The sequence below is a fragment of the Deltaproteobacteria bacterium genome (assembly GCA_016874775.1).
Taxonomy (GTDB): Bacteria; Desulfobacterota; Binatia; order Bin18; family Bin18; genus VGTJ01.
Window position 1 is genome coordinate 17713 of sequence record VGTJ01000003.1, and the last position, 24913, is coordinate 42625.

Consider the following 24913-nt stretch of genomic DNA (forward strand, 5'->3'; position numbering starts at 1 on the left):
CCCTTTTCTCTTCTCGTGTGACTCTTGCACTAACTGCTTTTCTTCCCTCGCGGTGCCATTTCCAAGTCTGGGGGCGGGGTGTCGGGGAGTTTCCAGCGAATATACGGTTTGTCTTTCAATTCGTGGTAGGCATTGGCCTGGTCTACCGCTTTATGGAATGCGGCTTCAAACGCCGCAAAATCTTTGTCCGCAATAGCTTTGCCAATCGGCGGCCAATCTTCGGCCATAAATTGGTTCAGTGCATCTTCATGTTTGGGGCGGGTGAACGCACCTAACTCCATGAGTTCCTTAATTTCTTTCCATTGAAAGTTCGCTAACGCCCAGTGACCTTCTTTGGCCGCATAGTACAACTTCCAGGTACGAATACCGACATCGGGCATGATCCGCGCGAGTCCTGGCTGAATTGCGGCCACGTCCTCTACAGTCATCTCACGATGCCCACTCGATATACCCATCTCTAGTATCACTTCTTTAATTTTCTCTTTGAGTTCTTCGTCGGTCATGACAACCTCCTTTAACGCGGTTTTCTGAGCCGGGACACTATACTGAAAACAGTGAAGAATGGAAAGTTGCAAATACCGTCTCCGGTATCGTTCATCAGTGGCTCGGTCAAGCAGCTACGAGTCCCCGCGATCGTTGAGAAATACACGGCATGTGACTTGAGCCAACATCGGCGACCGTCCCATCCCGTTACGGCAGAAGACTCCTTTTCCTTATGGATTTACCCCACACGTATCGGAGTAGAGGCCTCGACTTTTCGTCGACGTTCTCGCCACCGATAGGAATCCGCCCATACCACTGTCATATCCGGAAAGCTACTCTTGAGAAATTCAGCAAAGTGCTTTTCCGCCCGACGCACGCCTGCTCGTGTCGGGCGAGGATTGATCAGCTCGGCAGCAACAAACAACTCTTCTACCGTTGTCGCATTTAGCTGTACGTCCATACGGACCCTATTGCTAGGTGCGCTTACTGCAACCAGACTGATTTCAAAATTTCCCTTGAAACAACGGCGAGCCAGTTCTGCTTGAGGCCAGAAGGAAAGAGCGATGATGAGGTTAGGCTCTTCAAGATGAAGCGCCGCTAGGACCACACCATCGTGAGTGAACATTTTTACCCGCCACGTTACTTCAGCAAGGGCAATCCCAAAGGGTTGAATTCGACGACTAAAGACATCTAGCGGGACTTCTACCTCCAACACTCTTCCCATGTTTTCCTCCCCACTCCACCACCCCCACTCTTCTCATGAGCAAGAGGGACGTCATCATACCACCACCACACAACGGGATCATCACCAACGAATGCTAATCCCTATCCAGCCCCCGTCTCGCAATGATGTCGCGCATGATTTCGGAGGTTCCACCCCCAATCGGGCTCAACCGGATATCCCGGAAGAAACGCTCGATCGGAAACTCTTGCATATAACCATAACCACCATGAAGTTGCAAACAGTGATACGCCATTCGGTTGGCCATCTCGGACGCGAATAGCTTGGCCATCGATACTTCAGTGCTGCAGTCTCCCCCTCGTTGCAGGACATCAGCCGCATAGTAGGTCAACTGTCGAGCCGCCTCTAACTCGGTTGCGAGATCTGCCAAACGATGCGCAAGGGCTTGATGGTCAAACACTCGCTTGCCGAACGTGCGCCGCTCGCGTGTATAGCGCAGGGTATCCTCTAAGGCCTGGGTCGCAGCTCCCACTGCCATCGACGCAGCGATCAGGCGCTCGTCTTGAAAATTTCCCATGATGTAATAGAAACCCTTGCCTTCTTCACCAATCAAATTACTGCGCGGCACCCGGACATCTTCAAAAATCAATTCACCGGTGTCTGAGGAATTATTGCCAAGTTTCTTTAATTTTTTGGCTAAGCGAAATCCTGGGGTATCGCGTTCGACAATAATCATTGAGATGCCTTTATGCGCGGCATCTTTGTTAGTCTTGGCGGCTACGCAAAAAACATCAGCATGGACTGAGTTTGTGATAAAAATCTTCGAGCCGTTAATAACGTATGAGTCCCCATCTTTCACCGCAGTCGTCTGAATACCACCGACATCCGACCCCGCCGCCGGTTCAGACACACCGATCGCACACACTTTCTCGCCGGTAATCATCGGCATCAGATATTTCTGCCGTTGTTCTTCGGTGCCATAGCGCGCAATATGAGTGGAGGACATATCCGTATGCACCAGCACACTCATGGGCAGCCCCATGCCACGCGCACGACATAGTTCCTCGGTAAAGGCGACAGTCATCCAGATATCGCCATTGCTGCCCCCGTATTTCTCAGGATAACGAATACCAAGAAAGCCCAGTTCTCCCATGCGGCGATACAACGATTTTGGGAACAACTGCTCTTCTTCCCATTCATCCATATTGGGATTCAGCTCTTTGTTGACGAAGTTGCGCACTTGCTCACGAAAGATGTCGTGCTCGGCAGTGAAGTAGCGAGACGGGGCGGTTAATGTCGTCAAGGGAAGTATCCTTTTAATCGTGTTTTGTAGGGGCAGCCCTAGGTGAATGCCTTTTCCTTGGGCAGCCACGCGGGGCCGCCCCTACGTTTTTCTCTTTTTCCCTGAAGCCTGAAGCCTACGGCCTATAGCCTGGTCTTACATTACATATCCACCATTGGGGCTCACAATTTGTCCAGTGACATACGCGGCATCATCCGAAGCCAAGTACAGATGCGCAGTCGCAATATCAATGGGCTGGCCGAGGCGTCGCGCAGGAATCCGACGCAAGAAGAATTGCCGCACTTGCTCGGCTTTGGTTTCATCCATAGTCCCGCTCTGCCCAGCTCCAGCACCACGGGCCATCGGGGTATCTATCAATCCCGGAGCCACGGCGTTCACGGTGATATTGTTGCGCGCATACTCTAATGCCAACGAGCGCGTGAACCCGATAATCGCCGCTTTGGCCGCCGCATAGTGCGAGTTCTGGGGACCGCCTTCCATACCAGCAACCGATGCCGTATTGATCACGCGACCCCAATTGGCCGCAATCATATCCTTGATCACGGCCTGGGTGCACAAGAACGTGCCTTTGATGTGAATATCGATCATGTGCTGCCATTCTTCTGGCGAGATGTCGAGGAAGTTTTTAATCTGTGCGATCCCCGCATTGTTCACCACAATGTTGACTGCACCGAAGCGCTTCTTTCCTTCGGCGACCATCGCATCGACTTCCTCTTTTTTCGAGACATCACCACGAACAGCAACCGCTTTGGCGCGTTTTCCGGTACCATTGATCCCTGCGGCCACGGCTTCAGCGCGTCGTTGGCTAATATCGGCAACGATGACCTTTGCGCCCTCTTGGGCAAACAACTCGGCTGTGGCTTGTCCCAATCCCGAGCCAGCGCCGGTCACTAAGGCTACTTTTCCTTTGAGTCGCATGTCAGCACCACTTCATGTACGAGCCACCGTTAGGGCTCAGAATTTGTCCAGTGACAAACCCGGCTTCTTCGGACGCCAGATAGGCAACCGCGTAGGCAATATCTTCGGGCTTACCTAGTCTACGCATGGGAATGGTCTTAGTCATGCGTTCGACCCATTGCGTCGGACTCTCATGCACCATAGGTGTGTCAATCACACCAGGAGCAACCGCATTCACCGTTATTCCCGTTCGTGCCAATTCACTTGCCATAGCGATTGTCAGTCCCGCAATTCCGGCTTTCGCAGCACAATAGTGCGAAAGTCGCACCCCACCAGTACGTGCACCCATCGATGAGGTACTGATCAACCGTCCCCAATTGCGCTCACGCATCCCAGGCAGGACCGCTCGAAAGCAATGATACGTCCCATTCAAATGGACACTGAACATGCGATCCCATTGCGCTTCGGTCATCTCAGCAAACGGAACTTGTTCGGCGATACCAGCATTGCTGAGCAGAATGTCGATCGGACCGAGTTCACTCTTGGTTTGTATGGCAGCTTGCTCGACTTGACTGAGCGACGTGACATCTACCCGTAACGCCAGCGCTCGACGACCGATGCTTTGCACTTGTCGTGCAGTTTCTTCAGCACCAGCCATATTGATGTCACACACAGCGACATCCGCCCCACCTTTCGCCAATACCAGCGCTGAGGCTCGTCCGATCCCCGAACCCGCACCGGTAAGAAAGGCTATTTTTCCTTCGACTCCTGACACGAAACCTCCAGCTTCACGCATTACGCAACACGCAACACGCCTCCCGTACCGTGTTACGTGTTGCGTGGAAATAGTTACGTTGTCGCGTTGTTCTCACGAATTTCTCTTGCCTCAGCCAACTTCGCTTCCACCTGCTCACGCACCTTCGTCTCGTCAACGTCGATAGCCAACTCGCCACTTCCATTGACGATAAATCGGGCATCTTTTTGTAGTGCTAACGCAACTTGGGAAACGAGCTCATTGAAAGCCCCTCGTGGCAGTGCAGCCTGTTTCAATTCGTCATGACACACGGTACGGATCTTATCGACGACTCCTTTGTGTTTCTCGATGTAAAACATCACGTTACCGACAACGCACTGACCATACTGCCAGACGGTATACTCTTTTCCTTCACGTTCCCATTGCAACGTGCGTTTCGGCGGAACCGGGAATTCACTCAATTGCGCGAGTACCCACAGATCTTCGGGCTCTTGCTCTTCGGCATGGAACATAAAGTTAATATGCTGCATGCCATCGGGTTTGGGATAAATTTCGATGCGCATACCCGTTGCACCTCTTCTCCTCCCTCTCCAATTATAGAGACAAGGCTGTTCGGCACGAAACTTGACCATCGACAAGGGGCTGCTGTCCATCCCCTCTCCCTACCAGGGAGAGGGCTAGGGTGAGGGTGATGCACCACGCAGTCAGCCACCCCACGCTTTCCCCCCTCATCCTGTCCTTCTCCCCACAGGGGAGAAAGGCCCCCCTCTTTATACATGCATAGCAAGTGTCAAACATTCTTGGTTATGGATAGGGGTTGAGGGTGAGGTTCTCACGTAACGAGACTCGTTACTGACGGTTACGCTTCTGCTCGCAGTTCCACAACGTTGCCGTCTGGGTCTTTCACAAACAGTACCGGCGCATTGCCAATATGTGGAGGCGGCATGAATTCTTGGAACTCGATTCCTTTTTCTGTCAGTTCTTTCTTTGCCGCTTCGAAATCTTCAACATGAATGGCAAGATGCGTCCCGATGCCCGGAAGCCCCTTAGCAGCCATTTCGTTGCGTTGGCCAATGATATGTACCTGCGTACCGTTGCACTCGTACCAAATCCCAGGAATGCCTTTGATTTCTGGTCGCGGAATTTCCTTCAAACCGATGATGCTGCTGTAAAATTCACGGGCTTTGTCGACATCCATCACCGGGACCCCAGTATGACGAATAGATTTTAGTTTAATCACGGGACACTCCTCCTTCTTGTCTGAGCAATCATGAGAGTAAACGGCTGAAGATTACCAGCCGATAGAACTGACAACAAGAGGTACACAGGCTCACGCTTTTCTCAGCAGCAGGTTTCCTCGTTCATCTCGACTTACCTTCCATCCCGGCGGTACCACAACGGTCGTGTCCGGCTCTTCAACAATGAGTGGACCTGCTTGTTCCGAAGTAATATCAGCTCGGCGACGGATCGGCGTGCGTTGCGCGCCATGCGTTGGTCCAAAGTAGGCATCACGCGCGTGCGAGCTCGATGACGGCTGTCCGTCAACGCGACTAATCAAATCCGAGAAGCGTAAGTTTCCTGCGACGGCAAGAGCACGGAGCCGCAAGTTCACCACTTCAATGGCATCGTTGCTATCATAGCCAAACGCTTGTCGATGGGCGTCGGTGAACATTCGCGTGAGTTCTCCACGTAGATCTTTGGTCCCGCCTGGGGGGAACATCAGCGGCATTTCGGTCACCTGATAGCCATATTTGAGATCGATTTGTCGTTCGAAGCGAATCGCGTCGCTGGCAACCCCCTCTTCTAAAAGTTCGGCGCGCGCTACCGCTTCCATCGATTCGTACTGACGTTGCAAATCTTCAAGATTCACCTTGTCGAGCGCCGTGGCAATCGACCGAATATAATCATGGCGATAATCAGCCAGCAACAAGCCAAGTGCACTAAAAAGCCCCGGAAAGAGTGGCACCAGTACTTTGGTAATACCCAAACTCTCTGCTAGTGAGACGGCATGGACTGGCCCAGAGCCACCAAAGGCAACGAGCGTAAACTCACGCGGGTCACGTCCGCGCTCAGTCGAAACGGCACGCAGGGCCCGCATCATTGTGGCGTTGGCGACCTGCGTCACGCCATACGCCGCACGAAATGCATCCACTTTCATCGGTGAGGCCAACTGCTGTTCAATCGCGTCCACTGCGGCTTGCCGATTGATCCGTAATGTCGATCCAGCAATCGCCTCAGGATTGATATAGCCAAGTACAACGTTGGCATCAGTCACTGTTGGTTCTTGTCCACCACGACCATAACAGACCGGACCAGGATCAGCCCCAGCACTATGTGGTCCAACCCGCAGCGCCCCACCGTCATCGATCCATGCGACACTCCCACCTCCAGCGCCGACCTCAACAATATCAAGTGAGGGAACTCGCAGTGCGTGTCCACCGCCACCAAAGAGGCGAGTGGTCATGGTAGCGCCGCCGCCCACTTCACCACCAGACTTTTCCAATGGAACACCATTCTCAATGAGACAGGCTTTTGCGGTTGTGCCGCCCATGTCAAATGACAGCACCTGATCGAGCTTTGCTTCTGCAGCTAAACGTGAAGCAGCCAACACACCGGCGGCTGGTCCCGATTCAATCATATATGCCGGTCGCCGCCGCGCTCCCTGTGCGGTCATGATGCCACCGTTCGACTGCATAATCAGCACGCGCTTACTATACGCAGAAAGATGCTTCTCTAACTGATCCAAGTAGCGGTCGACCACAGGAATCAACGAGGCATTGATAACCGTCGTGCTGGTACGTTCATATTCACGAATCTCAGGGTGAATATCCGAGGACAAACACACCACCATACGTGGGGCAATCTCAGCAATGAGCTGACCGATTTGTTTCTCGTGGCTGGGATTCAGGTAGGAATTCACCAGAGCGACAGCAATGGCTTCAACATGCGCATCGAGCAGTGTACGAATCACTGCTTGTACTTCTTTGGGATCAAGCGGCTTCTCGATGCTGCCATCACCGAGGGCACGTTCGTTGACCTCAAGACGGAGTGAACGCGGGACCAGCGGTGGCAAGCGATCCCATGAGGCATCATAAATGTTCGGTCGTCGTTGACCGCGCATCTCCAATTCATCTCGAAACCCCTTGGTCGTAATGAGACCAGTCAGTGCGGTCTTATTCTCAATCACCGCATTCGAGCCGATGGTCGTGCCATGGACAAAACTCTCGACCTTGGCATTCGGTGCTGAGCGTTGCACGCAGGCAACAATATCTTCACCAACGCGATCAAGCAGTGATAACACCTTCGCGGTCGTAAGACGACCGTCATCGCCAAGAACAATCACATCTGTGAATGTGCCACCGATATCGAAACCTACGCGCATAAGCCCCTCTGGCAAAATTGACTTCGTTCTCGTGTCAGCTTACAAATTGAGGCATGAAAAAAGTCAATCTTCATGAAGTAAAAACCCATCTTTCTCGCTATCTTCCGCTGTTAGAAAAAGGAGAGTCGATTCTCTTATGTAAGCGGAACGTCCCGATTGCCGAGATTCGCCCACTCCCACCTCAGAAGAAGCGCAAGCGTCCAATTGGATTAGCAAAGGGAGAATTTATCGTGCCTCCTGAGTTTTTTGAACCGTTGCCCGACGACATTCTCAATGCATTCTCTGGTCAGGACTCATGAAGATCCTCTTGGATACCTGCACCTTTCTGTGGATTATCACCGACGCTCCAGATTTGTCTCAACGCGCACGCGAGTTATTCTCTGCAGCCGAGCACGAGGTATACCTCAGCGTGGTCTGCTCTTGGGAAATCGCGGTCAAATATGCTCTCGGCAAACTTCCTCTTCCCGCAGCGCCAGAACAATACGTCCCTGCTCAAAGAACCAAGCATGGCATTCTTTCTCTGCCACTAGAGGAAGAGGCTTCCCTCTATCTGGGGAAGTTACCCACACCACATAAAGACCCATTTGATCGCATGTTGGTCTGTCAAACCATCGTTCATGGGATGACGCTCTTAACCCCTGACCCGCAGATTACCCAATACCCAGTCCATACTATCTGGTAGCCTCTCCCCTAGGAATTTTCCACCATTTCAATCAGCAGCGGCAACGGGAGTGCGCCGCTGCTCCCGCAACCTCGCGGTCTTCTCCCAATCAAGGCTCAGGTCGTTTGAATTAATCGCTACCCCGTAATGCTCACGCGCAGCCGCAATCGAAAGTTTCTCATCCTTCACATCCGCCAGCACCTTCTCAGGCTCGCGCTCCCACGGATCACCATGTCCACCGGAAGCACTGATCACGTGATAGATCCGGTCGCCGGGTTTGACCTCCATGTGCATGTGCGCTTTACGGGGTAACTCTTTGTTTTCGTCGCCTGGATTCAAGATGTTATTCGACAATGATCCAGGCCGTCCACCAGCCATACCATCGGAGGCACGTAACAATCTGTTGGTGCGCACCATAACGTGTCCAGGTCGCAGGAACCGCCATTGCTTGTAGATTGATAACGAGCCACGATATTTTCCTGCTCCTGCTGTGTCAGGTACATAGCCAAAGCCGTCAACAACGAGGGGATACTCACGTTCAAGGAGCTCGGCAGGAATCGTGCCGTACGAACCAAAGGACATCGGTGCAACACCATCGATGCCATCTTTTCGTGGTCGTCCACCCCAGCCGCCAAAGTAAATGTCCATGACCGCGAAATTGCTGCCGTCCGCTTTCTGCCCAGTGAAATGCAGCACATCACCACCTTCACCAGGAATCGGCACGCGATCCGGTAGCGCTTTGGCCAGTGCACGGAACAACACATCGAACACACGGAAGAATAATGGCGCACGTCCACCGACAGCAGCAGGAAAACGCGGATTCACAATCGTTCCCTCGGGAGCGATCACTGTGATGGGTCGCACAAAACCAACATTGGTCAGCACGTCCATGCCAACAATACTCTTGATCGTGCCAAAGACCGTGGCTTTGGCCATGCTCAATGGCAGATTGATTGCACCGCGTGCTTGTGGAGCAGTACCAGTGAAATCGACAGTTAACGTTTCGCCTTCTGCTCGCAACGTCACTTTGAGTGGCATCGCGATACCATCGCTCCCAAAGCCATCGTCCTCAAAAATATCCTCGTAGTGATATTCACCTGGGGGAATCGCTTTCAGCGCGGTCCGCGTGGCCTTCTCTGCATAATCAATCAAATACTCACACGATGATTCGTACGTCTCTAAGCCATACTTATCGAGCAAGGCACAAATCTCGCGTTCTCCACGCCAGCAGCCAGCGATCTTGGCTTCGACATCTCCGATCCACTCATCGGAGACTCGTACGTTTGCCATAATCGTTTCCACCAGCGCTTCGTTACGTTTACCGCCTTCATACAGTTTGAGCGTCGGCAAGCGTAAGCCTTCCTCAAACGTCTCCGTACACTGACTGCTAAAGCCACCAGGGAACCGCCCGCCAATATCGGTGTGATGCGAATACGCCAACGTGAAGGCAACCAGTTGGTCCTTCCAAAACGCCGGTGCAATGATCGCCACATCTGGCATGTGGGTAATACCAGCATATGGATCATTGGTGATAATTACATCGCCAGGTTTGAAGTTCTTGCCGTACTTCTTGATGATGTACGGCATCATCTCAATGAAGAACGCCAACTGAAACGGCGCGGCGTACCCTTGCCCAATCAAGCGCCCCTGGCCATCACACAGAGCCGTGGCAAAGTCGCCGGTCTTCATCATCGCCGACCGGCCTGTCTTCCACACCGCAATCGCCATCTCTTCGGTAATCGCAGCCAGTTCGTTTTTAATCACTTCGACAAGAATCGGATCAAAGGTCCGCGCCATAATTCATTCCTCTCAAGAATCCCCTCTCCCTCGAAGGGAGAGGGCTAGGGTGAGGGTACTCGCGGTGAGGTTATTCCTTCACCATCGCTACCACTTCAACTTCAATCAGCAATCCCTCAAACGCTAACGCCTGAACACCCACTAACGTACTCGCAGGCATATTCTCAAACGGGAAGTATTGTCCGCGTACTTCGCGAATAATCGCCAAGTCCGCCGGTTTAAAATCAACGACGTAGGTATTTACCTTGACGACATCCGCAGTCGTCGCTCCAGCGGCAGCCAAAGCACTCTTCAAGTTTTCGTACACTTGCGTGGTTTGCGCTCGCAGATCGCCCTTGCCAACCAATTCTCCTTTGGCATTGAAGGCAACCTGACCGGAGATCCAGATCATCTTGCCACTCGTTGCTGTCACAGTATGTGTGTAGCCACGCGGGGTCGCGATTGTCGGCGGATTGATAAATTTCTTTTCCATACTCGCACTCTTCTTTCTTAGACGGACTATGGTCGTACTTCGTAGTAGGCGTTAAAGGGATTATCAAAATCTTTGGCCTGAAAACGGGTAAAACCTGCAGCAGTCGTCATCTTGCGGGCGACGGGTTCACTAAACCCTAGCGTTCCGAGTCCTGCGCCATCTGGGGTAGAGAGGGATGACGACATACAGCTCAGTACAGAAAAGGCGTACATCATCCCAGCCATCGGGTTCTCCGCAAGATTTTCTTCAAACGTGCCTTTGCCGTGGATGTCGGCGATAAGCCAGGTTCCATCGCTGCGTATCGCTTTGCGAATCGCACGAATGACAGAGTCGGGATTCGGCATATCGTGAATGCAATCGAAAGTGGTGATGAAATCAAAACTTGCATCTTCTGGCAGCGCATCGCCATTCACATTATGAAACGTCGCATTCCGCACCCCACTTTTTGCCTTGTGCTCCTCAGCGCGAGCTAAGGCATGCGTAGAAATGTCGTAGCCATGGAATGATGCCTTAGGATACGCCTTGGCCATTTCAATGAGCGCTATGCCTGAACCACAACCTACATCTGCAACTTTCGCCCCACCTTCAAGTTTCACAACCACGCCGTCGAGTCGCGGAAGAGCCACGGGCACCAGTTGGGTGCGGAACCACGGAGCGAATAAACGTTCGACTCCGCGCGCCCCTTCTGGTCCGAACGCATCGTATGGCAGACCAAGTCCACTCTTGAATGATTCAGGCAACCGCTCTAAGACAGCCATCCACTGCGGTAACGCACAGAAGCCGCCTGCAATAAAAGCAGGACTATTTTCATTGGCTAAGACGAGCGCCGCTTCGGGCGAGAGCGCAAACCGACCATTCCCTTGATAATCAATCAATCTAGCTGCCGCTTGCCCTTGCAACCATTCACGGAGCCAACGTTCGCTCAGGCCGGTTTTCTTGGCTAATTCCTCGCTCGTCATTGGCCCTGAGCTTTGCAGGACTTGGTAGAGCCCCATACGATCACCAAGGTAGATCATTCCCGAAATGACCGTACCGCCGAGGAAGCCAAACACCTGCTCGGCTAATGCTTTCACTTTTTCTTTGTCGACCGCTTGCGGGTCAGCCATGGGAATCTACCTCCTCTTATCCGCTGTGTTCCGTTCCTCGTTCATCATTCATCGTTCTGCGTTCTCTTCATGGTCGCACTTCATAATACGCATTGAGCGGATTTTCAAAGTCATGGCGAGTGAAGCGAGTAAAGCCCGCTTCCGCGGTCATGCGTCGCGCGACGACTTCGTTGAATCCCAGCGTCCCGAGCCCAGCTCCACCCGGTTCAGACAGCGCCGACGACATGCAGCCCATCACTGAGAACGAATACATCAAGGCGGTCATCGGATTCTTCTCTAAGTTTTCCTCGAAGGTTGGCGCACTCTTCGGATCGGCAATAAACCATGTGCCATCTGGCTTGATCGCTTTGCGAATAGCCTGAATCATTTCCATTGGATGGGTCATGTCATGAATGCAGTCAAAGGTAGTGATAAAATCCAGGCTGTTCGTGGCTGGCAACCGATCAACTGCCGCATCATGATAGGTCACGTTCGTCACTCCAGCGCTAGCTTTATTGTTTTCAGCACGAGCGAGTGCATGTTTGGAGATGTCATACCCGTGAAACTGCGAGTGAGGGAACGCTTTGGCCATTTCAATGAGCGCCATCCCTGCTCCACAGCCAATATCCGCCACCGTCGCCCCAGCCCTGAGTTTATCGGTCACACCTTCAAGTTTCGGCAAGACGACCGGCACGAGGGAAAAGCGGAACCAGTTGCCAAACACGCGCTCGATACCAACCGCGCCTTCTGGTCCGCGTGCGTCATAATTCAGACCGATACCGGTCTTGAATGATTGCGGAAGCCGTTCCACGACGGCAATGCGTTGTGGCAAGTCACTAAAAATCCCAATGGCCAATTTCGGACTGTCGGGGTCGGCGATAAACATGGCCATCTCCGGCGCCAGCTCAAACTGTTCGTTTCCTTTATAATCGATGATCCCTGCCGCAGCCTGTCCACGAATCCACTCTCGCACCCAGCGTTCATGCAAACCGGTCTTTTGTGCCAGTTGTTCACTGCTCAACGGTCCCGCCCCATTCATTGCACGATAGAGACCGAGATTATCGCCGAGATAGATCATCGCTGATATAGCCATCCCTTTGAGATAGCCAAACACGCGCTCACCACTGGCTTTGACTTTCGCTGGATCGATTGGACGCTCTGTTGCCATCCCCTCTCTCCGATCTCCGAAGTAGTGTGGGCAGCGCCCACTGCATATTGAGTATCTCTTTCCCGTAGAGAAAAGGTGGGCAATGCCCACCCTACTTCTCTTTTTCTTCCCTATAGTCTGAAGCCTTTTTTACATGCCACTAATCAACTCAAGAATCGTCCCATCCGGATCTTTGAAGCACACGACGCCGATCTTGGAGCCACCTGGCCCATCGATCTTCTTGAGCGGCGCGACAAAATCGACTTTGAGTTCTTTGAGCTGCTCGTAGGTTTTGTCGATGTCATCAACCGTGAAGGCGATACGGCAGATCCCGACGTTATTGAGGGTTGGATACGGCTGGCCTTGGGTCGGCGGATCGATGAACTGCACCAGATCAAGCACCGGCGCATTCTCATCACTCCCCAAGCGCATGAACACACCACGGAGTTTCTTGGCTTTGATTCCCAGAGCATCACCAACGCTGGGATCGTCGAGAGTAAAATCGTTGACTTTGTTGAAACCAAGCGCCTGATAGAAGCGAATCGAGCGCTCCATATCACGTACACAGACGTTGACGTGAAATAGCTTCTTCAACATGGCGGGTCCTCCTTTGTTATGGGCTGTCAGCTTTCAGCTATCAGTTTTCAGAAAAAAGAAAAAGGCTACAGCCTTCCGGCTTCAGCCTGTAGGGATTGCCCTAAAGCCCATAGCCTACGGTCCGTAGCCCTTCTCTTAGGTCTTGCTGACTGCTGATCGCTTTCTTACGCTGACTACTATTTTACGCTTGCCCCGACCGCAGCACCTGTCCAGGAAATGCGCCAGTATGTTTAGCGTTTTCATACAGCACGGTGCCGTTGACGACGGTGTGCTGTACGCCCTGCGCCGGCATGATAAGACGTTTGCCGCCACCTGGCAGATCATTGACCATATCGCCACGTTTCTTTGATCCAACCGTGTTGAGGTCAAAGATAGCAAAATCAGCAGCCAGCCCCTTCTTGATCGCCCCGCGCTGCGTGATGCCATAGAACGCTGCAGGCTCGGAAGTCAGACGCTTCACAGCATGTTCCAACGTCATCACCTGTCGGTCACGCACCCAGGTGCCGAGCATGTAGGTGCAATAGCCAGCATCACACAACATGTCGACATGCGCGCCACCATCTGACAAGCCGACCATGACGCGTGGGTCCTTAATGAGTTCAGGAATGCGCTCTTCGTTGGCGTTGAACAGCTCGTAGGTGTAGAGCAAATTCAAATCGTCTTCGATCGCGAGATCAAGGAATGTATCGATCGCTTCTTTGCCGCGTTCTTTAGCAATCTGCCCGACAGATTTGCCAACCAATGGCCGCATTGCCGGGTTGCCAACTTCGTGCACCACGCAACGCTCCCACTTACCACCAAACACCTTCGGTGCTTCCATTTCTTTGCGGAATCCCTGACGGAACGAATCTTGACGATAGAAGGCTTTCTGCTCTTCCACTGGTCGCTGGAAGGCAGGCTTCCAACACGGCAGATTGGCAAAGATGAATGGGCTCTTGAGATCGATCTGAATGATCAGAGGACGGCAGGTGACTTGCGCAACCGCTCCCTTCTTAATCAGTGGCTCAGTCGCGCGCAACGTCTGCTGACACGCATCCGGCATATCATCACGATTAAGCAACGCGAGCCATGTCACTGGTCGTGTGCTCTCGGTGAGCAGCATATCCAGCAATGCATACTCACTCTCGTCAACGATCGAAACAGAATTCGACAGTGCGAGTTCGATCGATCCTTTACCGAGTTCTTTGAGGGCATTCGCATACGCTTTCAGTTCATTAGGGCTGGCATTACGGCAGGCAATCGGTCGGCCTTTGTAACCGATATGCTGCGCGACATTGGTTGTTGACCAGCCAAAGGCACCAGAGGCAACCGCTTCTTTAATCAACGCTTTAATTTTTGCGGTTTCTTCTTGGGTTGCGGCACGGTCCATCGACTCCTCACCCATGACAAAATGCCGGAAGGGTGTGAGCGGCGCCATGAAACCGAGGTTAATACCGCAGTCACGTTTTTGTGCGGCGTCTAAATACTGAGGAAAGGTCTCCCATTCCCACTTGATGCCTTTGGCCAAGACATCAAACGGAATCGCTTCGACGTTGACCAAATCCCACGCCGCGACTTCGTGGACTTCAGGTTTGCATGGGGCAATACCAACGCCACAGTTCCCCATGACCAGGCTCGTCACACCGTGCCATGAAGAGGAAGTAATCAACGGATCCCAGCAAATCTGGGCATCATAATGCGTATGTGGGTCGATAAACCCCGGCGCAACGATGAGGTCCGAAGCGTCGATCGTCTTCTTCGCACCTTCAGAGATCTTCCCAATCTCCGCAATCTTACCATTGGCAACTGCGACATCCGCACGATACTGCGGCGCGCCAGTGCCATCAACAACCGTCCCGTTTTTTATAAGTAGATCGTATGACATGACTGACCTCCTTTCTCTATTTCGGATTGTGGATTTCGGATTGTGGATTGAAAAAATATCCTTTAATTTCTCTACTCCGCATTCCGCAATCGCTAATTCGCAATTCCTAGATGACACCTTCTTTCACCAACTCCGCTTTCTCTTGTTTGGTAAGCTTAAGCAACTCATCGTACACATAATCACTGTCTTCACCATAGCATGGGGCCGCGCGTTCGGTCGGTCCACCTTGGTTGACGATACTATTGGTGAAGTGAAATGGCACATCTTTCACCGGCCATTCGCCTATCTCTGAGTGATGTAAGGGGATCAACCACTTGAGGTGTTGGAGTTGTGGATCACGTTCGACCCGATCTTGCGCGGTCTGGCAAACCCCAGCGGGGACTCCGGCTTTCTGTAAGCGCGCTTGCAAAGCAAACGGCTCTAACTCATTGGTCCACTGACCAACGAGTTGATCCAATTCATCTTGATGAACCAGACGTGCTGCCAGTGAACTAAATTTTTCCGCCTGGCTCCAGGCAGGAGTGCCCATCTCACGGACCAGCGCTTTCCATTCGTCGTCAGTGGTCACCGCGATAGCAATCCAGCGATCAGCCCCGCGACACTGATAGGCGCCATGCGGTGCAGCCAGCTTGTATGGCGAACGATTCCCCGTGCGTTGCGACGAACGACCGTTGATAAGCGAGTCGAGCAACGCCGCGCCGGTCATGTAAATGCCTGGCTCAACCTGCGAGCAATCGAGATATTGTCCTTTGCCTGTCCGCTTCTTGTAATAGATGGCACAGAGCACAGAGATGGCACAGTAATAGGCACCACTCCAGTCCATATAAGAAAACCCCCAGCCCGCGGGCGGATATGGCGCAGGTAACCCGGATTGTTCGGTCAAGCCACTGGCCGCCTGTGCAACCGGGCCGTAGGAGACGAATTTCACGTACGGACCTTTATAACCCCAACCTGGCTGCTGGATGTAGATGATATCGTCCTTAATCGCTTTAAGTTGGTCGTAGCCCAGGCCCCACTTACGCATGGTCTCCGCAGTGAACGCCTCGACCACGACATCACTCACCCCAACTAACCGTTTGAATAACTCACGGCCTTTGGGGTGCCCCATGTTGAGACTAATGCCACGTTTACCTGCATTGACATCGTTAAAGAAGCCAGCCCGATTGACGCTCTTGGCGCTGTCTTTACTGAGACCAGTCATCTCAAGCGCCCCGGCTTTTTCCGCCCGCTCGCCTTTGTTCGGCGCAAACGGTGGCATATAGCGCAGGAAATCCAAGCGATCCTTCCATTCGATGCGAATGACCTCAGCACCAAGACTGGCAAGGAGACGAGGTCCACCAGCACCAGCAAGTAGCCACGTCAGATCAGCAACGCGTACACCTTCTAATGGTCGATGTGCCACAAGACGTCCTTTCGCTTCGTTAAGAATGAGCAATGAAAAATGAAGAATTGACAATTGTCTTCGGAATCCCTGTTTTCTTATTCTTCATTTTACATTTTTAATTCAGATTACCCCGCGCTGTTTCAGAGCTGCTAGTTCCCCTTGCCCTATCCCCAACCCCTCGCCATACACCGCCTCGTTGTGTTCGCCGATCAGCGGTGCCCGAGGTCCAGTGCGCCAAGAAACTTCGTTGGGCAACATCGGCGCGCCAATGTAGGAAAAGCGCTCGCCGAGTTCCGGGTGCTCGACTTCAGTAAACGTCGCCCGTCCCTGCCACTGCTCGTCTTGCAGGTTCTCTTCTGGTGTGCGGATCGGTGACCACGGAATGCCGAGATTCTGCCCTTCGCGCCAGATATCCTCCATGTCATGAGCAACAACGCATTCAGCCTGCACGTCGGCGAAGTGCTTGGCAAACTCTAACCCCTTGCGGTTATTGGGGTCGTCATACTTCTTCTCAGTGAGATCTCCGGCTTTCCCTTTACTGTCAAGGAAACTCACCAAGGTTTCATATCCACCAGGAAACGGATTGGGCAGAATGATCGAATACCGCCCATCTTTGGTGGGAAACTGTACCTCAGGTCCGATCACTGGCTGCGCATGCCGTCCAGTCTGTCGATAACAAGCAGTTTGGTTATAGATCCAATTGGGCACATCGGTCTCGGTGCACACACTCACCGCTTGATGAATCGGGATGTCGATCATCTCACCTTGGTCGTAGGTCTCTCGTCCAATGAGCGCACCAACTGTGGCAATAAAGGCTTGGTTGCCGGTAATGTGATAGGCATGCCACATCTGCGGCGCAATGGGTGGGGTGTCGTACTTGCCATCGGCTTGCGGGCTATATCCACAACACATCATTTGTCCACCCAGCGCGAGGTGGACGAGGTCAGTCCCTTTGTAATCGCGCCATGGTCCGCTCCGACCGAACGGCGTCAGCACCACATAGATTAAGCGCGGATTCAGTTGTTGGAGATCCGCCCAATCTAACCCGAGTTTCTTGAGCGTATCGAGAGGAAGGGAGTCAACTAACACATCGCATTGCACGATGAGTTTCTTGAGAATGTCAGTGCCTTCCGGGGAATGGATATCGAGGGTCACTCCCCGTTTGCCAAAATTATAATGCCAGAAATAGAGGCTACGCTCTGGGTGTTGCTCATCATGATAAAAAGGGCCAATGGTACGCGTCGAATTTCCTGCGGGGGGTTCGACTTTCACCACATCAGCCCCAGCACCCGCCAGCAATTTTCCAAAAAACTCGCCCTGCTCATCTCCTAGTTCAAGGACTTTTACATCGAAGAGAAATCCTTGCATAGTTTCTCCTAGCGTTCAGCACTCAGCTTTTGCAAAGCCCGTCGGCACTCAGCGTTCAGCTTTCAGCTTTTTAGGAAATGTTTCGCCCTTCCCTTTTTGGCTGACCGCTGAGTGCTGAGCGCTTCTACATTAGCGACGTCCCCGCCGACTCACCACCGTAACTCGCGAACGGCACGGTCTGCGCGCGCGCAGTGGGTTCGGTAATCACATTGAGGAGCGCAGGTTTGCCTTTTTCCATCTCCTTCACTGCGCGTTCGATCGCCGGTCGAATGGCATTGGGACCTTCAACCAATTCGCCATAGGCACCAAGACCGAGCGCAACTTGATCGTAACGCACATGGCCCAGTTCACGTCCAGGCACATGCATGCCATTGGCTCGGGCGGTCCAGCCGGCATTGTTACTGACGATCACCAACACTGGTAATTGGTTACGTACGGCGGTGTCGAGTTCCATCAGATTCATGCCGAGAGATCCATCGCCGTGTAGCACGACCACCATCTTATCCGGCGCAGCCGCCTTTGCTCCAACCCCAAACGGCAGGCCAACTCCCATACAGCCATTTGGTCCGGGATTGAGACGTGCCCCAGGAACAAAGGAAGGAATCACTTGGCGTGACATATTCATGATCTCATGCCCATCAACGGCAAGAATACCGTTACGCGGCATGAAATCGCGGACCTCCTTGCAGAGCCGCATCGGATGCACGGGCGTCTGCGCGGAGTTCAGCAAGGGCAGCATCTTCTCACGGTTCTCGCGATCTTTGGCCCCGAGCTGTTGCACCCAGGCTGAGTCATCACCAAAACGGACTCGACCTTTTGCGACTTGTGTCAGTTGTTCAAACACCGCTTTTGCATCACCGACAATTCCTAACTCAACGCTGCGGGTCCGACCGATTTCCTCTGAATCGACATCCACCTGAATAAACTTTGCCTCAGGAGAAAAGCGCGGTGCCCGACCATAGCCAATAATGAAGTTGATGCGCGTTCCGACAACCAGGACCACATCTGCTTCTCTGAGGGCGAATGAACGCGCCCCCAGTAATGACAACGGGTGATCATCGGGCACCACCCCGCGTCCTTGCGGAGTCGTGAAGAAAGGTATGCCAGTAGTCTCGACGAAGTCCTGCATCGCCTTGCCAGCGTTCGCCCAAAAGATCCCACTCCCTGTGATCAGCAACGGTTTTTTTGCGGCCTTCAGGAGGTCAACCGCTTTCTCGATTGATTGGCTATCAGCCATCAAGGTTGATTTTTGCGCGATGGTTGGGCGCGGCGAAACCCTTTTCTCATCGACCTTTTCGACCAGCATGTTGCCTGGCATATCGAAGTACACGGGGCCGGGTTTGCCTTGACGTGCCCGCAGCATGCCCATGTGTACGTATTCTTTGGCGCGCTGGGCTTCATAAATACGCACTGCCCACTTTGAGATCGGTTTGAACACTGCGAGCTGATCGAATTCTTGGAAATCCCCAAGATCGTAATAATGCACCGCTGAAGAGCCGCCTAGTGCAAGCACTGGACAGGCGTCAAGAAATGCGTTGGACATCCCAGTCAGCAGGTTAGCTGCACCTGGACCACCGGCACCCATACAAACACCAACCTTACCGGTGACCCGCGAATAGGCATGGGCCATCATCGCCGCAGCCTGTTCATGGCGTACGTCGATCAGGCGAATACCAAGCCGCTCGGCATGCATGGACAGAAGGATATTCGGTCCACCCATGATGTAGAAAATCGTATTAACGCCTTCTTCCTTAAGTCCTTCGGCCATTAATTGACTACCATCGACTTGCGCCATTGTTTTCTCCTCAACGCTACATTTTTACATTTGTCTCAAGGGTCTGACCACCAAAAACAAGAGCAGTGATCTATTGAAGAATCACTGCTCTTGATAGCGATCAATCCTATCGCAGTTCTCGACCGAGTACCGTGCGATACCGGGTCACAACATGACGTCGGGTCACATAACGTGTTCCCGAAATCACCCGACGTCGGGTCACGTAATCACGACTGGTGACAACCTGTCGTCGCACGACGGGCCGCCGACTCGTCACCACCCGTCGCTGCGTCACGTAGCTGCGCCCTTCTCCACGAGAACGGTACGATCGCCGTTCTTCGCGTTCTTGGGCAAATGCGGATTCGATTACCTCCATTATCGGTGCGACCACCGTCAATGTCACAATCAGTCCAACTACTATTCTTTGAAAATATGGGTGCCGAATAAAGCTTCTCTTTTTCTCTTCCGCCCCCCCAACCATTTCTTGCATACGCCTCCCTTCATCCAACTTTTCTTCCTCAGGCACAAACTGCCAGCACTCCTCCCCGCGATAGCGTCGTCCACAGATTTGCAAGCAGCCTAGCAAGTTGCGTGCAGACGAGTGACGGCGGTCCTCTACTTCTTCCCATTGCTTGCGCCCCCAAAATTTCGACCACTTACGGCGCAGACATACTTGAGACAGGATTACAAAAGCAAGGGGAAATCTACAGATGACACCTCAGTTTTGGTTTTTTCTTTTCATTTTCCCCCAAAAGGTATGGAAAAAAATAAGGTATTGGATCCATCTCCCCAGGAAGGAGGGCTCATACAAGCCCTCCCCTCCTTCTTCCCGGGGGGCCCCGAGCTACCTACGCAAAGACCGTGATTCCGCGTGGCAGCTTACCTGGTAGCCTCGAAACACTGCCCACATCCGTAGAGTTTCATCTCACTTGTTAGGGTGTTATGAACGAGCCGTTTGTGACTCGAAGCTACGGATGTCACGTGCTACCAGGAAAAATGTCCTCATGTATACTCTCGGACCTCTCGCCTCTCAGCAATGATAGTTCGGACAGAGTCTTGCTTCACCTTTAGACTAGCGAAGTTCGTTATTGCATCGCCTCCTCTCTTTTTGCGGTCCCAGAGAAAGTCACAATCTCACTGACCTGACTAGTCTCGCTTTCTACCACTCCAAGGACGATCGTTTTGAGTGCCATCAAATAGTCATCTACTTTAGCAAAGCGCTTGAGTGCCCAGCGCCGCACTGCCCACGATTGCGACAGCACCATCAAACTATGCGCTTTCAAATCAATATCACCTGAAGGAAAAACTCCTCTTTCAACGCCATACGCAATAATCTCCTCAAGGAAATGCTGAATTCGTTCCTCCCCTTCGAGAAGGCGACGGCGCTCTCCAGCGGTTAGTGACTTCAATTCTTGGTAACCAAGAACCGTATAACGACGCAGCTCCTCAATAAGCCGGACGTACGACTGATAGGCAAGCCACAGAAGCTCCTTTGGGTTGACGCCTTTTGCCTTCAGCCGTTCAAACTCAGCTTGCTGGTCTCGAAGAGTTGACTCTGTACGCTCTTGATTGCGGGAGAATAGATAGAAGAGGACCTCTTCTTTACTGGTGAAATAATTAAAGACCGAACCGACACTCAGTCCAGCTCTCTGCGCAATTTCCCGAACACTCGTGCTATGGTAGCCCCCACTCAAGAACAATGCTGCTGCCGCATCCGCGATGCGCTCTTTTCCTTCGAGGAGACGCTTCTCATCTGCGACTTGCGAGGCCGCCTTGCGTTTCCTGCGGAGGACTTGTGCTTTCACGCGCACTGTCCTTTCATGGAGACAGTCATATGAAATTCTGAGTGAGTGTTCATTTCCCTTGCCTCATACGCTAGCTCCCTATGACTTGTCAAGGAGAACCTGCAAGTGAGTCAAGCGAGCAGTCGCAATCTGCTGCTCGCCCGATCTTTTTCCTTGAATTTTTCATTCGCACGCGGCCATTGTGAGCTCACTTCTACGGTCGCATCATGCGACCAGGCAGTCCACCTTGATAGACTCCTCCTGAAAAAACCGTCATCCCTGCGACTATTGTATGATGTACGCCCTGAGCCTTTTCGATTAAGCGCGGCTTTCCTCCAGGTAAATCGTTCACCCACTCTGGAGACTGCACCCCGATCGTCTCCGGATCAAATACGACCAAGTCCGCATCCATACCAACGGCGATACGCCCCTTCTTGGTCTGCCCCAGGAACGCTGCCGGCTCTCCAGTGAGTCTCCGCACTCCTTCTTCTAAGCTCAGCGCTTGTCGCTTCCGCACCCATTCACCGAGCAGATAGGTTGGTACGCCAGCATCACAATGTTGATCGACATGCGCCCCAGCGTCGGAGAGCCCGATCAATACATCTGGATGGGTAATCAATTCTCGTACCTCGTCGGGGTTCGTATTAATCACAGACAGTGTTATTCCCATCTCCAGATCTTCATCGATAGCCAAATCAAGAATCGTGTCGATCGGATCGCGCTCCCACAATGCCGCAATTTCCGCAATACTCTTGTTGAGGTAGCGTTTGTTATGCTCCTTCTCCACTCGCACCACATGCACCCGATCCCACTGGTTCGTGAAAATCGCACCGCCAACTTTCAAATCGTTACGGAACGCATCACGAAATTCCGCTTTCCGATAGAGGGCAATCTGTTCAGGCACCGGACGATTAAACGCCTCTCGCCACGAGGGAAAGCTGGCGAAAATAAAGGGGACCTTCATCGTATAGTATTGCTGAATTGGACGCGGCGTCACTTGCGGTGGGATCCGCAAACCTCTCTTCAGGAAAGGCTCAATCCGCGCCAACGCGGAACGACATACCCTAGGCATATCGGATCGGCCCAATAACCCAAGCCACGTCACCGGACGCTGACTTTCGTTCGCAACGGCAACCAGAAGGTCCAATTCTTCATCCGTCAGTACACTCACACTCTTAGTGAGAGCAATCTCAATCACTCCTCGCCCAAGCTCTCGCATGATACGTCCGAGGGCACCAAGTTCCTCTTTCGTAGCCAGTCGACTCGCAAGCGGCTTCCCCTGATAGCCAATGTGTTGATTGAGTAGACTGAGAGAAAATCCATAGGCTCCGGCCTCCATTGCCTGCCGGAACAAAACCGTCATCCGTTCAAGCTCCGCGGTAGTCGCAGCGCGCTCCGAAGCTGCTGCCCCCATGACGTAGTAACGAAAGCTCGACAGCGGCACTAAAAATCCCACGTTTAGGGCCATGCCTCGCGCAGCGATCGCCTCCATATACTGGGGAAAACTCTCCCACTCCTCCCACGCCACTCCCCCAAGCAATACGTCATGCGGCATGGCTTCTACATTCACCAAGTCCCATGACACAATCTCCTTCTCGCGCGGACGACACGGCGCGACCCCTACTCCGCAGTTACCCATGAGTACCGATGTCACCCCATGCCATGGCGAGCACGTAAGTAACGGATCCCACGAAATCTGTGCATCGTAGTGGGTATGAATGTCGATAAATCCTGGTGCGGTAACCAACCCCTCAGCGTTGATTGTATGCGTCGCACTCCCTACGACCTTCCCAAGCTCGACGATCTTCCCATTACGTACACCAATTGAACCACGAAACCGTGGCTGCCCTGTACCATCACAGATCTGAGCATCTTTAATCAAGAGATCGTAACTCATGGTGTCCCTCCTCTATTTGTTCATTGTTTCCTCAATATCCCTGTTTTCCGTCGCGCCTACTTCTTTCCTTGTTCTTGCACATAGCGCGCAATCTGCTCATGTGTCGCAAACCACACCCCTGGTTTTTTCTTCATGTATGTAATCAGCCGCTCCAGCATCTGCATCCGATACCGGTGGCCGATCACTTGTGGATGCATAACCAAGATGAACATCGTCCCCTCTGCATACGCCCCATCAAACTCCCCTGCCCAAACCGAATACACATCATTCGGGTTTCGCAAGCCCACGTGGTGAGTCGCCCAATTCAACTGAAAGTATGGCCAATCATCAAGGATCCACTCGACCGGAATCTCGATCAGTCCTGACGCTTGTCCTTCCGTTATCAACTCATAAGGACGTTCATCAGCCATCATGCTACTGTCGTAGAGGAACCCCATCTCTTTCACTAACCGAATAGTAGCTGGCGTCAGATCCCACGCCGCCGAGCGAAACCCAACCGGCCGCTTCCCCACTCTCTCAACAAAGATCCGCATCGCCTTGTCGTATACTTCCCGTTCTTCTTTCTCTGTCAGTTCCATTGGGTTCTCATGTATATAAGAGTGAAAGCCAAATTCATGCTGCGGGCGCTTTTTAATTTCCTCGACCATTTCCGGATGAAGAACCATCGAAATCGCAGGAATGAAAAACGTTGCCGGGATTTTGTACTTATCAAGCATAGCCAAAATCCTTGGCATTCCGGTCCGGGCTCCATACTCTCCACGCGACATATAGGAGGGGCTCCGTTGTTTCTGCATGCCGAGCCACACTGGCTCCGTATCGAAATCGAACGACAAACTCACAGCCACGCGTGCCCCATTCGGCCAACGCTTCGGACTCAGATCCTTTCCGCTTCGTACTTTATTCACATGCTCTTGGATCTGCTCTGGGGCCCACTTCCATACTGGTTCATCCTGTTGTGTCAGGCCTTCTGTTGCAGTGCTGAGCATCGCCCCAAGTACCAGCAGCATCAGCATCGACCTCCGCCGTCTTCTGCCGCGATCATGCGCTTCTGTCATTCGCCTCTCTCCCTTTACCGTCGTTATCTCTTTCTCTATGATCCCCGCCATTCCATTTGAGGAGGGGAATGCATGCTGGAAAGTCTTTTACTCTCAACATCTGACTCGTGGATGAACTTCGCGCTTTTAGTCGTCCGCGTTGCTCTCGGTATCTGTATTGTCATTCACGGTACCGGCAAACTCGGCTATCACCCAACCAATCCCGGCGGGGTTCCGGCCTTCGCAGGATGGCTCAAAGATCTGGGGATGCCCTTCCCGCTCCTCAATGCCTGGGTCGCTACTATTATCGAATTCGGTGGTGGCATTCTCTTCATCTTCGGCTTCTTAACTCGCCCAATCGCACTTGCCTTGACGGTCAATATGTTGATCGCATCGCTAACGGGTCACCGGGGCGGCGGGTATCTGATTCTGAATAATCCTCCAGGCGCAGAGTATGCGATCAACCTCACAATCCTGTTCGCCATGTTCGTTCTCACCGGCCCCGGCTGGTGGTCCCTTGATTACTTCCTGTTTCATACGCCGTAACA

General features: G+C 52.7%; 23 protein-coding genes and 1 pseudogene. 3 read left to right on the plus strand and 21 right to left on the minus strand.

What is annotated here, in order from left to right; translation table 11 throughout:
- Positions 1 to 29 precede the first annotated feature (29 nt).
- The 8 genes and pseudogenes from FJ147_00820 to FJ147_00855 all read right to left on the minus strand — a co-directional run bounded on the left by FJ147_00820 (position 30) and on the right by FJ147_00855 (position 7501).
- Positions 30 to 503, minus strand: a complete 474-nt coding sequence (locus tag FJ147_00820) for a hypothetical protein (GenBank protein MBM4254420.1) — start codon at positions 501 to 503, stop codon at positions 30 to 32.
- 218 nt (positions 504 to 721) lie between these two features.
- Complete coding sequence (locus FJ147_00825; GenBank protein ID MBM4254421.1) at positions 722 to 1207, minus strand: hypothetical protein; 486 nt, start codon at positions 1205 to 1207, stop codon at positions 722 to 724.
- A gap of 94 nt (positions 1208 to 1301) precedes the next feature.
- Positions 1302 to 2438: pseudogene (locus FJ147_00830) on the minus strand (acyl-CoA dehydrogenase).
- A gap of 165 nt (positions 2439 to 2603) precedes the next feature.
- Positions 2604 to 3386 carry an SDR family oxidoreductase gene (locus FJ147_00835; protein ID MBM4254422.1) on the minus strand — a complete coding sequence of 261 codons (783 nt, stop codon included), beginning with the start codon at positions 3384 to 3386 and terminating at the stop codon, positions 2604 to 2606.
- A gap of 1 nt (position 3387) precedes the next feature.
- On the minus strand, positions 3388 to 4161 hold the full coding sequence (locus FJ147_00840) for an SDR family oxidoreductase (protein ID MBM4254423.1): 774 nt from the start codon (positions 4159 to 4161) through the stop codon (positions 3388 to 3390).
- Positions 4162 to 4214: 53 nt separating this feature from the next.
- A complete protein-coding gene (locus FJ147_00845) occupies positions 4215 to 4682 on the minus strand; it encodes a hypothetical protein (GenBank protein MBM4254424.1) in 468 nt (155 codons plus the stop codon).
- 296 nt (positions 4683 to 4978) lie between these two features.
- On the minus strand, positions 4979 to 5359 hold the full coding sequence (locus tag FJ147_00850) for a glyoxalase (protein MBM4254425.1): 381 nt from the start codon (positions 5357 to 5359) through the stop codon (positions 4979 to 4981).
- Between the two features lie 90 nt (positions 5360 to 5449).
- Positions 5450 to 7501 carry a hydantoinase/oxoprolinase family protein gene (locus tag FJ147_00855; GenBank protein MBM4254426.1) on the minus strand — a complete coding sequence of 684 codons (2052 nt, stop codon included), beginning with the start codon at positions 7499 to 7501 and terminating at the stop codon, positions 5450 to 5452.
- A 53-nt stretch (positions 7502 to 7554) separates the two neighbouring features.
- Here FJ147_00855 and FJ147_00860 point away from each other — a divergent pair, with 53 nt between their 5' ends.
- Together FJ147_00860 and FJ147_00865 are read left to right on the plus strand one after the other, a co-directional pair.
- A complete protein-coding gene (locus FJ147_00860; GenBank protein MBM4254427.1) occupies positions 7555 to 7800 on the plus strand; it encodes a type II toxin-antitoxin system Phd/YefM family antitoxin in 246 nt (81 codons plus the stop codon).
- Complete coding sequence (locus FJ147_00865) at positions 7797 to 8183, plus strand: type II toxin-antitoxin system VapC family toxin (protein MBM4254428.1); 387 nt, start codon at positions 7797 to 7799, stop codon at positions 8181 to 8183. Before FJ147_00860 ends, FJ147_00865 begins: the two co-directional genes overlap by 4 nt.
- 27 nt (positions 8184 to 8210) lie before the next feature.
- Here FJ147_00865 and FJ147_00870 read toward each other — a convergent pair whose 3' ends face one another.
- The 13 genes from FJ147_00870 to FJ147_00930 form a co-directional block, all read right to left on the minus strand.
- On the minus strand, positions 8211 to 9959 hold the full coding sequence (locus FJ147_00870; GenBank protein MBM4254429.1) for a hydantoinase B/oxoprolinase family protein: 1749 nt from the start codon (positions 9957 to 9959) through the stop codon (positions 8211 to 8213).
- Between the two features lie 70 nt (positions 9960 to 10029).
- Positions 10030 to 10431 carry a RidA family protein gene (locus tag FJ147_00875; GenBank protein MBM4254430.1) on the minus strand — a complete coding sequence of 134 codons (402 nt, stop codon included), beginning with the start codon at positions 10429 to 10431 and terminating at the stop codon, positions 10030 to 10032.
- A gap of 26 nt (positions 10432 to 10457) precedes the next feature.
- Positions 10458 to 11537 carry a class I SAM-dependent methyltransferase gene (locus FJ147_00880; protein MBM4254431.1) on the minus strand — a complete coding sequence of 360 codons (1080 nt, stop codon included), beginning with the start codon at positions 11535 to 11537 and terminating at the stop codon, positions 10458 to 10460.
- A gap of 67 nt (positions 11538 to 11604) precedes the next feature.
- Entirely contained in the window at positions 11605 to 12684 is a 1080-nt protein-coding gene (locus tag FJ147_00885; protein MBM4254432.1) for a methyltransferase domain-containing protein, read from the minus strand.
- Between the two features lie 129 nt (positions 12685 to 12813).
- Positions 12814 to 13260, minus strand: a complete 447-nt coding sequence (locus FJ147_00890; GenBank protein MBM4254433.1) for a VOC family protein — start codon at positions 13258 to 13260, stop codon at positions 12814 to 12816.
- A gap of 181 nt (positions 13261 to 13441) precedes the next feature.
- A complete protein-coding gene (locus tag FJ147_00895) occupies positions 13442 to 15124 on the minus strand; it encodes an amidohydrolase family protein (protein MBM4254434.1) in 1683 nt (560 codons plus the stop codon).
- 106 nt (positions 15125 to 15230) lie between these two features.
- The gene (locus FJ147_00900) at positions 15231 to 16607 is read right to left on the minus strand and encodes a CoA transferase (GenBank protein MBM4254435.1); all 1377 of its coding nucleotides are present in this window, start codon (positions 16605 to 16607) and stop codon (positions 15231 to 15233) included.
- A gap of 21 nt (positions 16608 to 16628) precedes the next feature.
- Positions 16629 to 17876 (minus strand): CoA transferase, encoded by a 1248-nt coding sequence (locus tag FJ147_00905; protein MBM4254436.1) that lies wholly within the window; start codon positions 17874 to 17876, stop codon positions 16629 to 16631.
- Between the two features lie 124 nt (positions 17877 to 18000).
- Positions 18001 to 19671 carry a thiamine pyrophosphate-binding protein gene (locus tag FJ147_00910; protein ID MBM4254437.1) on the minus strand — a complete coding sequence of 557 codons (1671 nt, stop codon included), beginning with the start codon at positions 19669 to 19671 and terminating at the stop codon, positions 18001 to 18003.
- A gap of 106 nt (positions 19672 to 19777) precedes the next feature.
- Positions 19778 to 20140, minus strand: a complete 363-nt coding sequence (locus tag FJ147_00915; protein MBM4254438.1) for a hypothetical protein — start codon at positions 20138 to 20140, stop codon at positions 19778 to 19780.
- 595 nt (positions 20141 to 20735) lie between these two features.
- Positions 20736 to 21491, minus strand: a complete 756-nt coding sequence (locus FJ147_00920) for a TetR/AcrR family transcriptional regulator (GenBank protein MBM4254439.1) — start codon at positions 21489 to 21491, stop codon at positions 20736 to 20738.
- 157 nt (positions 21492 to 21648) lie between these two features.
- Positions 21649 to 23331, minus strand: a complete 1683-nt coding sequence (locus FJ147_00925; GenBank protein MBM4254440.1) for an amidohydrolase family protein — start codon at positions 23329 to 23331, stop codon at positions 21649 to 21651.
- A gap of 56 nt (positions 23332 to 23387) precedes the next feature.
- Positions 23388 to 24437 carry a polysaccharide deacetylase gene (locus FJ147_00930; GenBank protein MBM4254441.1) on the minus strand — a complete coding sequence of 350 codons (1050 nt, stop codon included), beginning with the start codon at positions 24435 to 24437 and terminating at the stop codon, positions 23388 to 23390.
- Between the two features lie 21 nt (positions 24438 to 24458).
- Here FJ147_00930 and FJ147_00935 point away from each other — a divergent pair, with 21 nt between their 5' ends.
- On the plus strand, positions 24459 to 24911 hold the full coding sequence (locus FJ147_00935; protein ID MBM4254442.1) for a DoxX family protein: 453 nt from the start codon (positions 24459 to 24461) through the stop codon (positions 24909 to 24911).
- The last annotated feature ends 2 nt before the right edge of the window (positions 24912 to 24913 follow it).